The following is a 12,990-nucleotide window of genomic DNA, read 5'->3' on the forward strand; positions in this document are numbered from 1 at the left end:
GAATCTCCGCAGAGGATTCCGGTGGTTACCATCTCCCCCGGCCGGGCCATGAGGCCGCGGGCCGGGGGTCCTGGGTGATGGTGCTCACCAGATATCTGGCGGCCACACCATCTGCGCAGGCGGCCCCGAGGGACGATTAAGCCGCCTCGGCAGCGAGGCGGCACCTGCGGTCTTTGACGATGCCCCGCCGACTCGCATCGATGTCGTGCACGGGGACCGCAAAGTTCTTGCTCGATTGTCGATCGCGGCGTTAGACGAACGCAGCGTGATCGACGGTCAGACCCGGGCCCATGGTGGTGGACAGGGAAATCTTCTTGAAATACACGCCCTTGGAAGTGCTCGGCTTGAGCTTCTTCAGGTCGGCGATCAGGGCTTCGAGGTTGCCGCGAATGGCGTCGGCGTCGAAGTCGGCCTTGCCGAGGGTGGCGTGGATGATGCCGTTCTTGTCGGTACGGAAGCGCACCTGACCGGCCTTGGCGTTCTTGACGGCGGTGGCCACGTCCGGGGTCACGGTACCGACCTTCGGGTTCGGCATCAGGCCGCGCGGACCGAGGATCTGACCCAGCTGGCCGACGACGCGCATGGCGTCCGGCGAGGCGATGACCACGTCGAAGTCGAGCTGGCCCTTCTTGACCTGCTCGGCCAGGTCGTCCATGCCGACGATGTCGGCACCGGCTTCCTTGGCGGCTTCTTCGTTGGCACCCTGGGTGAAGACGGCAACGCGCACGTCCTTGCCGGTGCCGTTCGGCATGACGGTGGCGCCACGCACGACCTGGTCGGATTTACGCGGATCGACGCCCAGGTTGACGGCGACGTCAACGGACTCGTTGAACTTGACGGTGGACAGCTCGGAGAGCAGGGCCACGGCCTCCTCGAGGGAGTACGCCTTGTTCGGGTCGACCTTCTCGCGAATCTGCTGAGCGCGCTTGGTGAGCTTAGCCATGATCAGAGGCCCTCCACGTTGAGGCCCATGCTGCGGGCACTACCGGCAATGGTACGCACCGCGGCGTCGAGGTCGGCAGCGGTCAGATCCGGCTCCTTGGCCTGGGCGATCTCTTCCAGCTGCTCGCGGGTCACGGTACCGACCTTGTTCTTGTTCGGCTCACCGGAGCCGGACTTGATGCCAGCGGCCTTCTTCAGCAGGACGGCGGCGGGCGGCGTCTTGGTGACGAAGGTGAAGCTGCGGTCGGAGTAGACGGTGATGACGACGGGCGTCGGCAGACCGGCCTCGAGGTTCTGGGTCTCGGCGTTGAACGCCTTGCAGAACTCCATGATGTTCACGCCGTGCTGACCCAGCGCGGGGCCCACGGGGGGACTCGGGTTGGCCTTACCGGCTGCAACCTGCAGCTTGATGTAAGCCTGTACTTTCTTGGCCATGATTTACTCCAGATGGGTGATAGCGCCTTGCGGCTCCCCGGTTAAGACGGCCGCTCTCGGCGGCCGTCACGAAAGTCTGCTTGGCGAGAGGAAGGTTATTCCTTCTCGACCTGGGAGAACTCCAGCTCGACCGGCGTGGCGCGGCCGAAGATCAGCACGCTGACCTGCAGACGGCTCTTGTCGTAGTTGACTTCCTCGACAACGCCGTTGAAGTCGGCGAACGGGCCGTCGATGACGCGCACGGACTGACCCGGCTCGAACATCGTCTTGGGGCGCGGCTTGTCGGTGCCGTCCTTGACCCGGCTGAGGATGGCATCGGCCTCCCGCTGGGTGATAGGCGCCGGCTTCTCCTTGGTGCCACCGATGAACCCCATGACGCGCGGAGTCTCGTTGACCAGGTGCCAAGTCTCGTCATCCATTTCCATCTCGACCAGCACGTAGCCGGGATAGAACTTGCGCTCGCTCTTGCGGCGCTTGCCGTCACGCATCTCGACGACTTCTTCGGTCGGCACCAGGATCTCGCCGAAGCGATCTTCCATGCCGTACATCTTCACGCGCTCGATGAGCGAGCGCATGACATGCTTCTCGAAGCCGGAGTAGGCGTGAACGACGTACCAACGCTTGGACATGAAGACTCCTAACCAATGACGCCGGACATGGCCCAGCCAAGCAGCGTGTCGATGAGCCACAGCGCCAGGCCCACGACCAGAACGGCGACCAGCACGATGGCGGTGGTCTGCACGGTCTCGGGACGGCTGGGCCAGACGACGCGCTGAATTTCCTTCTTGGCACTGCGGGCCAGCTCGACCAGCTCACGCCCCTTGGTGGTGGTCAGCGCCACCAGCGCCGCCACCACACTTAGGGCGACGACGCCAAGCACGCGATAGAGCAGCGCCTGATCGGCAAAATAGGTGTTGCCGACCACGGCAAGAACCAGCAGGGTAACGACAACCGCCCACTTGAGACCGTCGTGGCGCGTCTCCTGCACCTCGGCGTTATGTTTCATGAAAACGAGACTCCTCAAGGTGCGGCAATCGAAACATGAAAGACAAAAGAAATCTCACCAGCCTGGGGAAGACTGGCAGGCCAGGAGGGAATCGAACCCCCAACCTGCGGTTTTGGAGACCGCTGCTCTGCCAATTGAGCTACTGGCCTGTTGCTTCCGCGACCGCCCTTTGCGGGAGGCCTCAGCGACAGCGGGCGCCATCATAGCGAATGCCGCCCGTACTGACAACCCCTGATCCAGCCTCTCTCGCACCGGCCAGGGAAAGAGAAAAGGCGAGCTCGCGCTCGCCTTTTCAATTTGGAGCTCATGGACGGATTTGAACCGTCGACCTCACCCTTACCAAGGGTGTGCTCTACCCCTGAGCTACATGAGCAAAACCTTAGCTTGGAGCGGGCAGCGGGGATCGAACCCGCATCATCAGCTTGGAAGGCTGAGGTTCTACCATTGAACTATGCCCGCCTGCCCGCTCTTGCTGCCACCACCCGCCTCGACGAGTGCGGCCAAACCTGGTGGAGGGGGAAGGATTCGAACCTTCGAAGCTTTCGCGGCAGATTTACAGTCTGCTCCCTTTGGCCACTCGGGAACCCCTCCAACTGGCGGAGCATTTTACCGCTCCCGTTCTCGGTGTCAAGTGATTGTTTTACCAATCTTCTTGAAGCATGGCACGGCGGCCTCGGCTCGCCTGCTCCCCTAGAACGCGACGCATTGTGTCAAAGCAGCATGGAGAACGCAAGCCCTGCGCGAATCTTTTCCAGCGGCACCCGACGCGGCACCGTCGGCGCCCCGGACATCCGGCCCGCCCGCTCCGCCGCCGTGAGCGGAAAGCAGGCCTCCAGCCCGCCGTAGACCATGTCCGGCCAGACGGCATGCGGGACCTGCACCCCACGGGAGACCACCCGGGCATCCCCCCCGGTCAGCAGCAGCGGCAGCGACACCCCCTCGCGGTCGCACACCTCGCTGTAGATCCGGTTCACCGCACTCACCGCCGCCATGTAGATGCCATGATTGACGGCCTCCACCGTGCGCTCGCCCGGCACCAGCAGCGCGTCGGCCTCGCTGTCGGGATCGATCGCCACGTTGCGCGTACCGAGCTTGAGGCTTTCCTTCATCAGCCGGAGCCCTGGCAGGATGTAGCCGCCCAGATGCTGCCCGCCGGGCAGCACGAAATCCACGGTGATGGCGCTGCCGCAGTCGACCGTGCAGCAGCCGCCCGCCAGCTGATAGCCGGCCAGTACGCCCAGCCAGCGATCCACCCCCAGCTTGCCGGGCTCCTGATAGCCGTTGGTGACCCCCAGCGCCTCGGGCTCCGAGCGCGCCACATGCACGCTGCGCACCCGACGCTGCAGCAGAGCCACGGTCTGGGCCAGCACCGCCTTGCGCGCCACGCTGGAGATCCTCACCGCCTCGACCACGTCGAGATCGGGGATGTCGGCCCCGGGGCGCCATTCCTCGCGCGTCCACACGGCTCCGCGCGAACGGATCTCGCTGCTCTCGGCATCCTTCAGCCGCCACTTGGACAGGGTGTTGCCGATATCCAGGTCCAGGATCATTACCGCCCCCGCACGCTGATCTCGCCCCCGGCGAGACGCTCGCGACCGCCCTCCCCTTGCACCCAGAGGTTGCCAGCGGCATCGACCCCCTCGGCGATCGCCGGCTCGCGGCGTTCGCCGCGGATGATGTCCACCTCACGCCCGGCGAAGGCATGCCGAGCATTCCAGGCTTCCTGCCAGGCACCGAAGCCCTGATGCTCGAACTCTGCCAGCAGCGGCATCAGGCCGTCGAACAGCTCCACGGCCAGCTGGTTGCGCGACAGCCCCGGGGCCTGGTCGCGGACCGCCCCCACCGGCTGCTCGATCCCTTCCCGGAACGCCAACGGCAGATCCACGTTGATCCCCATGCCGACCACCAGCTCGCAGGGCCCCGTCGCATCCCCCGTCAGCTCGACCAGGATGCCCGCCAGCTTGCCCAGCTCACCAGACTCTGTCTCCAGCAGCACGTCGTTTGGCCACTTGAGGCGAGGCCGCACCCCATGGCGCTCCAGCACCTGGGCCAGCACGACACCGACGGCCAGGCTGAGCCCTTCGAGAGCGGCCACCCCGGACTCCACCCGCCAGCCGATCGAGAACATCAGGGTCCGCCCCCAGGGCGTCACCCAGGTGCGCCCACGGCGCCCACGACCGGCACTCTGCTGCTCCACCAGACAGATTTCGCCGTGGCCCGCCCCTTGCGCGAAGCGCTCGCGCAGGAACAGGTTGCTCGAGGGCAGCGTCTCCTCGACGAACAGGCGACTGACGTGCTGACGCACCTCCCGCGACAGGCCGGCCACGATGGTGGCGCCGTCGAGCAGCTCCAGCGGCTCGGCCAGGCGGTAGCCCTGCCCCTTCACCGCCTCCATGGGAATCCCCAGCGACTCCAGCTTGCGCAGCTGCTTCCAGACGGCCGCGCGGGACACGCCCAGCCGCTCGCCCAGCTGTTCGCCGGAATGAAATTCGCCATCGCTCAACAGGCGGATCAGGTCACCAATGGTCATGCATGCGCCCTTGCCGGGAAAAACGCTCATTCTAGCGGAACTGCCGCGGCGCCGGAAATTCCCGGGCACAGGCTCCGACTCGCGCCATAACGCAAAAGGCCGGGCGAAAGCCCGGCCTTTTGCGTGTCACGCTTCACATCAGAAGCGCCACTCCGACTCAGTAGCTTGAATCGGCCTCGTCGGCGGCGTCCTCGACGCTGTCACCCGCCTCTTCGACGGCCTCGCCCGTGGCGTCGGCGGCCTCACCGGCCTCTTCCATGCCCTCGTCGGCGGCGCCTTCGACGGCATCGCCCGTCGCGTCGGCGGCCTCACCGGCCTCTTCCATGCCCTCGTCGGCGGCGCCTTCGATGGCATCGCCCGTCGCGTCGGCGGCCTCGCCGGCTTCTTCCATGCCCTCGTCGGCGGTCGCGGCGATGCTGTCGCCCGCCTCCTCGACGGAGTCGCTGGCCTGGTCCATGGTTTCATCCACGCTTTCACCAGCCTCTTCCATGGTCTGGTCGATGTTTTCACCGGCCTCTTCTGCCGGCCCTTCCTCTTCACAGGCGGCCAGGCCGAAGGCCGTCATGCCGATGAAGCTCGCCAGGGCGATCTTGCGCAGGATCTGCTGTGTCATCATGGTATCTCCTCCTGAGATGTGTCGGCTTCCGCGTCAATACCCTCCCAGCCTAGCCGCCAACTATTGCCGTGGCCACCCCCGAAACGCGTCGCGCTAGGCCAGTCTGTCGCTCCTTACCGACACACGCGCCCCTCATCCCTCCAGCATCCTCGGCGACCCCGACGAAGGCCCGGACCGACCCGGCGCAGCCCGAGAACAGCAGCGCCCCGGACTCTCACAAGGAACCGGCGCCCTGCGCGATTGGCCAGACATGAAAAACCCCGAGCCTTTCGGGCTCGGGGTTTTCTCGGAATAAGTGCCTGACGATGTCTCGGTCGGCGTTCCGATACTCTCCATGGGAACTCCGCGATCCGACACGCGGCCTGTCGACCAGACATGAAAAAACCCCGAGCCTTTTGGGCTCGGGGTTTTCTCGGAATAAGTGCCTGACGATGACCTACTCTCGCATGGGAACTCCCACACTACCATCGGCGCTGAGCGGTTTCACTGCTGAGTTCGGCAAGGGATCAGGTGGTTCCCGCACGCTATGGTCGTCAGGCGAAAAAGGCAATGCGAATCATGCTGACGAGATCGTCTCTCGCGTATCCGCCGTCGTCTGTTGTCAGTCACAGACCACTTGGGTGTTATATGGTCAAGCCTCACGGGCCATTAGTATCGGTTAGCTCAACGCCTTGCAGCGCTTCCACATCCGACCTATCAACCAGCTGGTCTTGCTGGGCCCTTCAGGAGGCTCGAGGCCTCGGGGAGATCTCATCTTGAAGGGGGCTTCCCGCTTAGATGCTTTCAGCGGTTATCCCGTCCGTACATAGCTACCCGGCGATGCCACTGGCGTGACAACCGGAACACCAGAGGTACGTCCACTCCGGTCCTCTCGTACTAGGAGCAGCGCTTCTCAAATCTCCAACGCCCACGGCAGATAGGGACCGAACTGTCTCACGACGTTCTAAACCCAGCTCGCGTACCACTTTAAATGGCGAACAGCCATACCCTTGGGACCGACTTCAGCCCCAGGATGTGATGAGCCGACATCGAGGTGCCAAACACCGCCGTCGATGTGAACTCTTGGGCGGTATCAGCCTGTTATCCCCGGAGTACCTTTTATCCGTTGAGCGATGGCCCTTCCATACAGAACCACCGGATCACTAGAACCTACTTTCGTACCTGCTCGACGTGTCTGTCTCGCAGTTAAGCACCCTTATGCTCTTGCACTCATTGCACGATTTCCAACCGTGCTGAGGGTACCTTCGTGCTCCTCCGTTACGCTTTGGGAGGAGACCGCCCCAGTCAAACTACCCACCACACACGGTCCTCGATCCGGATAACGGACCGGAGTTAGAACGCCAATGATGCCAGGCTGGTATTTCAAGGTTGGCTCCACTCGATCTGGCGACCGAGTTTCCAAGCCTCCCAGCTATCCTACACAAGCAACATCAGCGTCCAGTGTGAAGCTGTAGTAAAGGTTCACGGGGTCTTTCCGTCTAGCCGCGGGTACACAGCATCTTCACTGCGATTTCAATTTCACTGAGTCTCGGGTGGAGACAGCGTGGCCATCATTACGCCATTCGTGCAGGTCGGAACTTACCCGACAAGGAATTTCGCTACCTTAGGACCGTTATAGTTACGGCCGCCGTTTACCGGGGCTTCGATCAGGAGCTTCGCGTGAGCTAACACCATCAATTAACCTTCCGGCACCGGGCAGGCGTCATACCCTATACGTCCGCTTACGCGTTTGCAGAGTACTGTGTTTTTAATAAACAGTTGCAGCCACCTGGTATCTTCGACCGGCGTCAGCTCCACCCGCAAGGGGCTTCACCTAATACCGGCGTGCCTTCTCCCGAAGTTACGGCACCATTTTGCCTAGTTCCTTCACCCGAGTTCTCTCAAGCGCCTTGGTATTCTCTACCTGACCACCTGTGTCGGTTTGGGGTACGGTTCCACTGTATCTGAAGCTTAGAGGCTTTTCCTGGGAGCGTGGCATCGATGACTTCCAGACCGTAGTCTGTTCGTCTCGTCTCTCGGCCTTAGGGAACCGGATTTGCCTAATTCCCCAGCCTACTGACTTTCACCAGGACAACCAACGCCTGGCTCACCTAGCCTTCTCCGTCCCCCCATCGCAATACAGTGAAGTACGGGAATATTGACCCGTTTCCCATCGACTACGCCTTTCGGCCTCGCCTTAGGGGCCGACTCACTCTGCTCCGATTAGCGTCGAACAGAAACCCTTGGTCTTCCGGCGGGGGAGTTTTTCACTCCCCTTATCGTTACTCATGTCAGCATTCGCACTCGTGATACCTCCAGCATGCTTCTCAACACACCTTCGTCGGCGTACACGACGCTCCTCTACCGCTCATCATTCGATGAACCCGTAGCTTCGGTACCTGGTTTGAGCCCCGTTACATCTTCCGCGCAGGCCGACTCGACTAGTGAGCTATTACGCTTTCTTTAAAGGATGGCTGCTTCTAAGCCAACCTCCTAGCTGTCTAAGCCTTCCCACATCGTTTCCCACTTAACCAGGATTTGGGGACCTTAGCTGACGGTCTGGGTTGTTTCCCTTTTCACAACGGACGTTAGCACCCGCTGTGTGTCTCCCACGCTGCACTCACCGGTATTCGGAGTTTGCCTCGGGTTGGTAAGTCGGGATGACCCCCTAGCCGAAACAGTGCTCTACCCCCGGCGGTGATACGTGAGGCGCTACCTAAATAGCTTTCGAGGAGAACCAGCTATCTCCGGGCTTGATTAGCCTTTCACTCCGATCCACAAGTCATCCAAATCTTTTTCAACAGATCCTGGTTCGGTCCTCCAGTTGATGTTACTCAACCTTCAACCTGCTCATGGATAGATCGCCCGGTTTCGGGTCTATATCCAGCGACTGGTCGCCCAGTTAAGACTCGGTTTCCCTACGCCTCCCCTATACGGTTAAGCTCGCCACTGAATATAAGTCGCTGACCCATTATACAAAAGGTACGCGGTCACGGGACGAGCCCGCTCCCACTGCTTGTACGCACACGGTTTCAGGGTCTATTTCACTCCCCTCTCCGGGGTTCTTTTCGCCTTTCCCTCACGGTACTGGTTCACTATCGGTCAGTCAGGAGTATTTAGCCTTGGAGGATGGTCCCCCCATCTTCAATCAGGGTTTCACGTGCCCCGACCTACTCGATTTCACGGGATCAGGCTTTCGACTACGGGGCTATCACCCTGTATCGCTGAGTTTCCCAACTCATTCGCCTAACCTTTCACCCGCTTAAGGGCTGGTCCCCGTTCGCTCGCCGCTACTGGGGGAATCTCGGTTGATTTCTTTTCCTCGGGGTACTTAGATGTTTCAGTTCCCCCGGTTCGCCTCGTACACCTATGTATTCAGTGCACGATACCTATCTGACGATAGGTGGGTTTCCCCATTCAGAGATGTCCGGGTCGCAGGTTGTTTGCCACCTCGCCGAACCTTATCGCAGGCTTCCACGTCTTTCATCGCCTCTGACTGCCAAGGCATCCACCGTGTGCGCTTCATCGCTTGACCATATAACCCCAAGGGGTCTGATCCGCGATGACAACCACGACAATTGCCGGATACGCTTGAGACGTATCTCATGCCCTCTCCCGGGTAGGAGAGGGACTTTGTCAGCATGATTCACATTGTTAAAGAGCGACTGTCAATCGACAGTCACAAACGTGTCATCCCCTTGGGGAATGATCGCTTGTGACTGTGGATTCACATAAAACCGACTGCAGGACCCTGTGGAGAGTGGTGGAGCCTAGCGGGATCGAACCGCTGACCTCCTGCGTGCAAGGCAGGCGCTCTCCCAGCTGAGCTAAGGCCCCTCTGACAAGGTATTTGGTGGGTCTGGGCAGACTTGAACTGCCGACCTCACCCTTATCAGGGGTGCGCTCTAACCAACTGAGCTACAGACCCAAACAGTCTTTTGCTCTGGCCGATCAGATAATTCATTGTGGACACTTGCCGGGTGGCGGTGACGTCGTCGATTAAGGAGGTGATCCAGCCGCAGGTTCCCCTACGGCTACCTTGTTACGACTTCACCCCAGTCATGAACCACACCGTGGTGATCGCCCTCCGAAGTTAGGCTAACCACTTCTGGTGCAGTCCACTCCCATGGTGTGACGGGCGGTGTGTACAAGGCCCGGGAACGTATTCACCGTGCCATTCTGATGCACGATTACTAGCGATTCCGACTTCACGGAGTCGAGTTGCAGACTCCGATCCGGACTGAGACCGGCTTTATGAGATTAGCTCCCCCTCGCGGGATTGCAGCCCATTGTACCGGCCATTGTAGCACGTGTGTAGCCCTACTCGTAAGGGCCATGATGACCTGACGTCGTCCCCACCTTCCTCCGGTTTGTCACCGGCAGTCTCCCTAGAGTTCCCGACCGAATCGCTGGCAAATAGGGACAAGGGTTGCGCTCGTTACGGGACTTAACCCAACATTTCACAACACGAGCTGACGACGGCCATGCAGCACCTGTCTGAGCGTTCCCGAAGGCACCAATCCATCTCTGGAAAGTTCGCTCGATGTCAAGAGTAGGTAAGGTTCTTCGCGTTGCATCGAATTAAACCACATGCTCCACCGCTTGTGCGGGCCCCCGTCAATTCATTTGAGTTTTAACCTTGCGGCCGTACTCCCCAGGCGGTCGACTTATCGCGTTAACTGCGCCACAAAGGTCTCGAGGACCCCAACGGCTAGTCGACATCGTTTACGGCGTGGACTACCAGGGTATCTAATCCTGTTTGCTACCCACGCTTTCGCACCTCAGCGTCAGTGTCAGTCCAGAAGGCCGCCTTCGCCACTGGTATTCCTCCCGATCTCTACGCATTTCACCGCTACACCGGGAATTCTACCTTCCTCTCCTGCACTCTAGCCTGACAGTTCCGGATGCCGTTCCCAGGTTGAGCCCGGGGCTTTCACAACCGGCTTATCAAGCCGCCTACGCGCGCTTTACGCCCAGTAATTCCGATTAACGCTTGCACCCTCCGTATTACCGCGGCTGCTGGCACGGAGTTAGCCGGTGCTTCTTCTGCGAGTGATGTCCTTCTTGCGGGGTATTAACCCACAAGCGTTCTTCCTCGCTGAAAGTGCTTTACAACCCGAAGGCCTTCTTCACACACGCGGCATGGCTGGATCAGGCTTTCGCCCATTGTCCAATATTCCCCACTGCTGCCTCCCGTAGGAGTTCGGGCCGTGTCTCAGTCCCGATGTGGCTGATCATCCTCTCAGACCAGCTACGGATCGCGGCCTTGGTGAGCCATTACCTCACCAACTAGCTAATCCGACATAGGCTCATCCGATAGCGCAAGGTCCGAAGATCCCCTGCTTTCCCCCTTGGGGCGTATGCGGTATTAGCTTGAGTTTCCTCAAGTTATCCCCCACTACCGGGCAGATTCCTATGCATTACTCACCCGTCCGCCGCTCGACGCCTCCTAGCAAGCTAGGATCGTTTCCGCTCGACTTGCATGTGTTAGGCCTGCCGCCAGCGTTCAATCTGAGCCATGATCAAACTCTTCAGTTAAAAGTCTGATAGTTCCTAAGGTGGAACCAAACCTGGTTCAAGATTCAAACGTCTCTTTGACGAGTCGCTTGTCTTGATATCTGGTGACTGGTCACCGACATCCCGACAAGCGCCCACATGAATTATCTGATCGATTGTTAAAGAGCCGCTCGACTCGCATTGGAGAAGAGCATCTTGCGTTCCCGGCCGCTTGACCAGTGCCTCGCAAGGAAGGCGTATTCTACGTGATCGGCGCGTCGTGTCAACCGGTGATCTTCAAGCTCTCGAGAGAGCGAAGCGGATGACCGAGCGTGCAGCTTCAGCGACTGAAGCGGCGTCCGATCGAGCCCTCAGCGGGCTACCGTAGCGAGCGGCGGGCATTTTACCGATTCCGCTGACCTTGTCAATCGTGCGTTTCCGACAACCGCCGAAAAACCTCAAGAAAAACAAGCGCTTCTGCCACTCATCACCGCCTGCAACGTTGCCCGTCGCCGGCAGCGGATGCGTACTTTACGGACTTCCCCGGGGCGACGCAAGGACTATTTGCCAGAATCGTGACGGCGGGATGAACAGTGGGTGACACCCATCCGCAGATAACTACCCACACCCACCTGCTCGCCCGACCGCCTGTGGATAGCTGAAGCCCGACTCCCAGAGAGGGGCCAGAGACAACAACGCCCGCACGAGGCGGGCGTCGGTCTCGCCACTCGTCAGCGCATCAGGCGACGATGACTCGCGCGTAGCGTTTCTTGCCGGCCTGGATCACGTAGCTCTTGCCGGTGTCCAGCATGGCGCTCGGCTCCACGACCTCGCCGTCGACCTTGACCCGACCGTTCTTGAGCATGTCCTTGGCCTGGGCGCTGTTCTTGGTCAGCCCGGCGCGGTTGAGCAGCGCGGCGATGGGCGCCTGGTCGCTGCCCTCGAAGTCGACCTCCACTTCCGGCAGGTCTTCCGGCAGCTCGCCGTCGGCCAGCTGGTTGCCGGCGCTGCGATGGGCGCTGGCGGCGGCGTCCTCGCCGTGGTAGCGGGCGATCAGCTCGCGGGCCAGCTCCATCTTCACGTCGCGCGGGTTGGCGCCGCCCTCGACATCGCGCTTGAGCGCCTCGATCTCCTCGTTGCTCTTCAGCGAGAGCAGCTCGAAGTAGCGCCACATCAGGCTATCGGGCATCGACACCAGCTTGTTGAACATGGTGCCCGGCGTATCGTCGACGCCGACATAGTTGCCCAGCGACTTGGACATCTTCTGCACGCCGTCCAGGCCCTCGAGCAGCGGCATGGTGATGACGACCTGGGAGGACTGGCCGTAGTGCTTCTGCAGCTCGCGGCCCATCAGCAGGTTGAATTTCTGGTCGGTGCCGCCCAGCTCGACGTCGGCCTCCAGGGCCACGGAGTCGTAGCCCTGCACCAGCGGGTACAGGAACTCGTGAATGGAGATCGACTGGCCGGACTTGTAGCGCTTCTCGAAGTCGTCGCGCTCGAGCATGCGCGCCACGGTGCTCTTCCCGGCCAGCTCGATCATGTCGGCGGCACTCAGTGAAGAGAACCACTCGGCGTTGAAGCGCACCTCGGTCTTCTCGGGGTCGAGGATCTTGAACACCTGGGCCTTGTAGGTCTCGGCGTTGGTCTTGACCTCGTCCTCGCTGAGCGGCTTGCGGGTGACGTTCTTGCCGGTGGGATCACCGATGCGACCGGTGAAGTCCCCGATCAGGAAGATGACCGTATGACCGAGGTCCTGGAACTGACGCATCTTGGTCAGCAGCACGCTGTGTCCCAGGTGAAGGTCCGGCGCGGTCGGATCGAAGCCCGCCTTGATGCGCAGCGGGCGACCGGAGGCCAGCTTCTTCTCCAGCTCGTCTTCCAGCAGGATCTCGTGGGTACCACGCTTGAGCAACGCTAGCGCGTCGGCGACATCGGTCATGCTCTCCTCTCCACTCGGCAGGGCGGCCCGTTCGGGCGACGCGGGAC

At 61.0% G+C, this 12,990-nt stretch carries 8 protein-coding genes, 6 tRNA genes and 3 rRNA genes; all 17 read right to left on the minus strand.

The window, feature by feature from the left end:
• Positions 1–250: 250 nt before the first annotated feature.
• A complete protein-coding gene (rplA, locus tag FIU88_RS16170; protein ID WP_016856429.1) occupies positions 251–943 on the minus strand; it encodes a 50S ribosomal protein L1 in 693 nt (230 codons plus the stop codon).
• Positions 944–945: 2 nt separating this feature from the next.
• The gene (gene rplK / locus FIU88_RS16175) at positions 946–1,377 is read right to left on the minus strand and encodes a 50S ribosomal protein L11 (protein WP_016856430.1); all 432 of its coding nucleotides are present in this window, start codon (positions 1,375–1,377) and stop codon (positions 946–948) included.
• A 95-nt stretch (positions 1,378–1,472) separates the two neighbouring features.
• Positions 1,473–2,006 (minus strand): transcription termination/antitermination protein NusG, encoded by a 534-nt coding sequence (nusG, locus tag FIU88_RS16180; RefSeq protein ID WP_016856431.1) that lies wholly within the window; start codon positions 2,004–2,006, stop codon positions 1,473–1,475.
• Positions 2,007–2,014: 8 nt separating this feature from the next.
• Complete coding sequence (gene secE, locus FIU88_RS16185; protein ID WP_016856432.1) at positions 2,015–2,383, minus strand: preprotein translocase subunit SecE; 369 nt, start codon at positions 2,381–2,383, stop codon at positions 2,015–2,017.
• Positions 2,384–2,456: 73 nt separating this feature from the next.
• A tRNA-Trp gene (locus tag FIU88_RS16190) sits at positions 2,457–2,532 on the minus strand.
• Positions 2,533–2,681: 149 nt separating this feature from the next.
• Positions 2,682–2,756: transfer RNA gene (locus FIU88_RS16195), tRNA-Thr, on the minus strand.
• Between the two features lie 12 nt (positions 2,757–2,768).
• Positions 2,769–2,842 (minus strand) — tRNA-Gly (locus FIU88_RS16200).
• A gap of 48 nt (positions 2,843–2,890) precedes the next feature.
• Positions 2,891–2,974: transfer RNA gene (locus tag FIU88_RS16205), tRNA-Tyr, on the minus strand.
• Positions 2,975–3,093: 119 nt separating this feature from the next.
• Complete coding sequence (locus FIU88_RS16210) at positions 3,094–3,933, minus strand: type III pantothenate kinase (RefSeq protein WP_016856433.1); 840 nt, start codon at positions 3,931–3,933, stop codon at positions 3,094–3,096.
• Positions 3,933–4,913 carry a biotin--[acetyl-CoA-carboxylase] ligase gene (locus tag FIU88_RS16215; RefSeq protein ID WP_016856434.1) on the minus strand — a complete coding sequence of 327 codons (981 nt, stop codon included), beginning with the start codon at positions 4,911–4,913 and terminating at the stop codon, positions 3,933–3,935. Before FIU88_RS16215 ends, FIU88_RS16210 begins: the two co-directional genes overlap by 1 nt.
• A 157-nt stretch (positions 4,914–5,070) precedes the next feature.
• Positions 5,071–5,529, minus strand: coding sequence for a hypothetical protein (locus FIU88_RS19345; protein WP_016856435.1), 459 nt, complete (start codon positions 5,527–5,529; stop codon positions 5,071–5,073).
• Positions 5,530–5,952: 423 nt separating this feature from the next.
• Positions 5,953–6,067, minus strand: a 5S ribosomal RNA gene (rrf, locus tag FIU88_RS16225).
• Between the two features lie 89 nt (positions 6,068–6,156).
• Positions 6,157–9,043 (minus strand): 23S ribosomal RNA (locus FIU88_RS16230).
• Between the two features lie 226 nt (positions 9,044–9,269).
• Positions 9,270–9,345, minus strand: a tRNA-Ala gene (locus FIU88_RS16235).
• Between the two features lie 14 nt (positions 9,346–9,359).
• Positions 9,360–9,436, minus strand: a tRNA-Ile gene (locus FIU88_RS16240).
• A gap of 72 nt (positions 9,437–9,508) precedes the next feature.
• A 16S ribosomal RNA gene (locus FIU88_RS16245) occupies positions 9,509–11,046 on the minus strand.
• Together the 16S, 23S and 5S rRNA genes with 2 tRNA genes alongside form the textbook arrangement of a ribosomal RNA operon.
• Before the next feature lie 697 nt (positions 11,047–11,743).
• Positions 11,744–12,943, minus strand: coding sequence for a tyrosine--tRNA ligase (gene tyrS / locus FIU88_RS16250; protein ID WP_152479872.1), 1,200 nt, complete (start codon positions 12,941–12,943; stop codon positions 11,744–11,746).
• Positions 12,944–12,990: the final 47 nt, after the last annotated feature.

Origin of the sequence: Halomonas sp. THAF12, from assembly GCF_009363675.1 — a bacterium.
GTDB lineage: Bacteria > Pseudomonadota > Gammaproteobacteria > Pseudomonadales > Halomonadaceae > Halomonas > Halomonas smyrnensis.

Excerpts from the sequence above, each read along its gene's own strand:
- rplA (WP_016856429.1), bottom strand. The coding sequence starts at position 943 with ATGGCTAAGCTCACCAAGCGCGCTCAGCAGATTCGCGAGAAGGTCGAC.
- rplK (WP_016856430.1), bottom strand. The coding sequence starts at position 1,377 with ATGGCCAAGAAAGTACAGGCTTACATCAAGCTGCAGGTTGCAGCCGGT.
- nusG (WP_016856431.1), bottom strand. The coding sequence starts at position 2,006 with ATGTCCAAGCGTTGGTACGTCGTTCACGCCTACTCCGGCTTCGAGAAG.
- secE (WP_016856432.1), bottom strand. The coding sequence starts at position 2,383 with ATGAAACATAACGCCGAGGTGCAGGAGACGCGCCACGACGGTCTCAAG.
- FIU88_RS16210 (WP_016856433.1), bottom strand. The coding sequence starts at position 3,933 with ATGATCCTGGACCTGGATATCGGCAACACCCTGTCCAAGTGGCGGCTG.
- FIU88_RS16215 (WP_016856434.1), bottom strand. The coding sequence starts at position 4,913 with ATGACCATTGGTGACCTGATCCGCCTGTTGAGCGATGGCGAATTTCAT.
- FIU88_RS19345 (WP_016856435.1), bottom strand. The coding sequence starts at position 5,529 with ATGATGACACAGCAGATCCTGCGCAAGATCGCCCTGGCGAGCTTCATC.
- tyrS (WP_152479872.1), bottom strand. The coding sequence starts at position 12,943 with ATGACCGATGTCGCCGACGCGCTAGCGTTGCTCAAGCGTGGTACCCAC.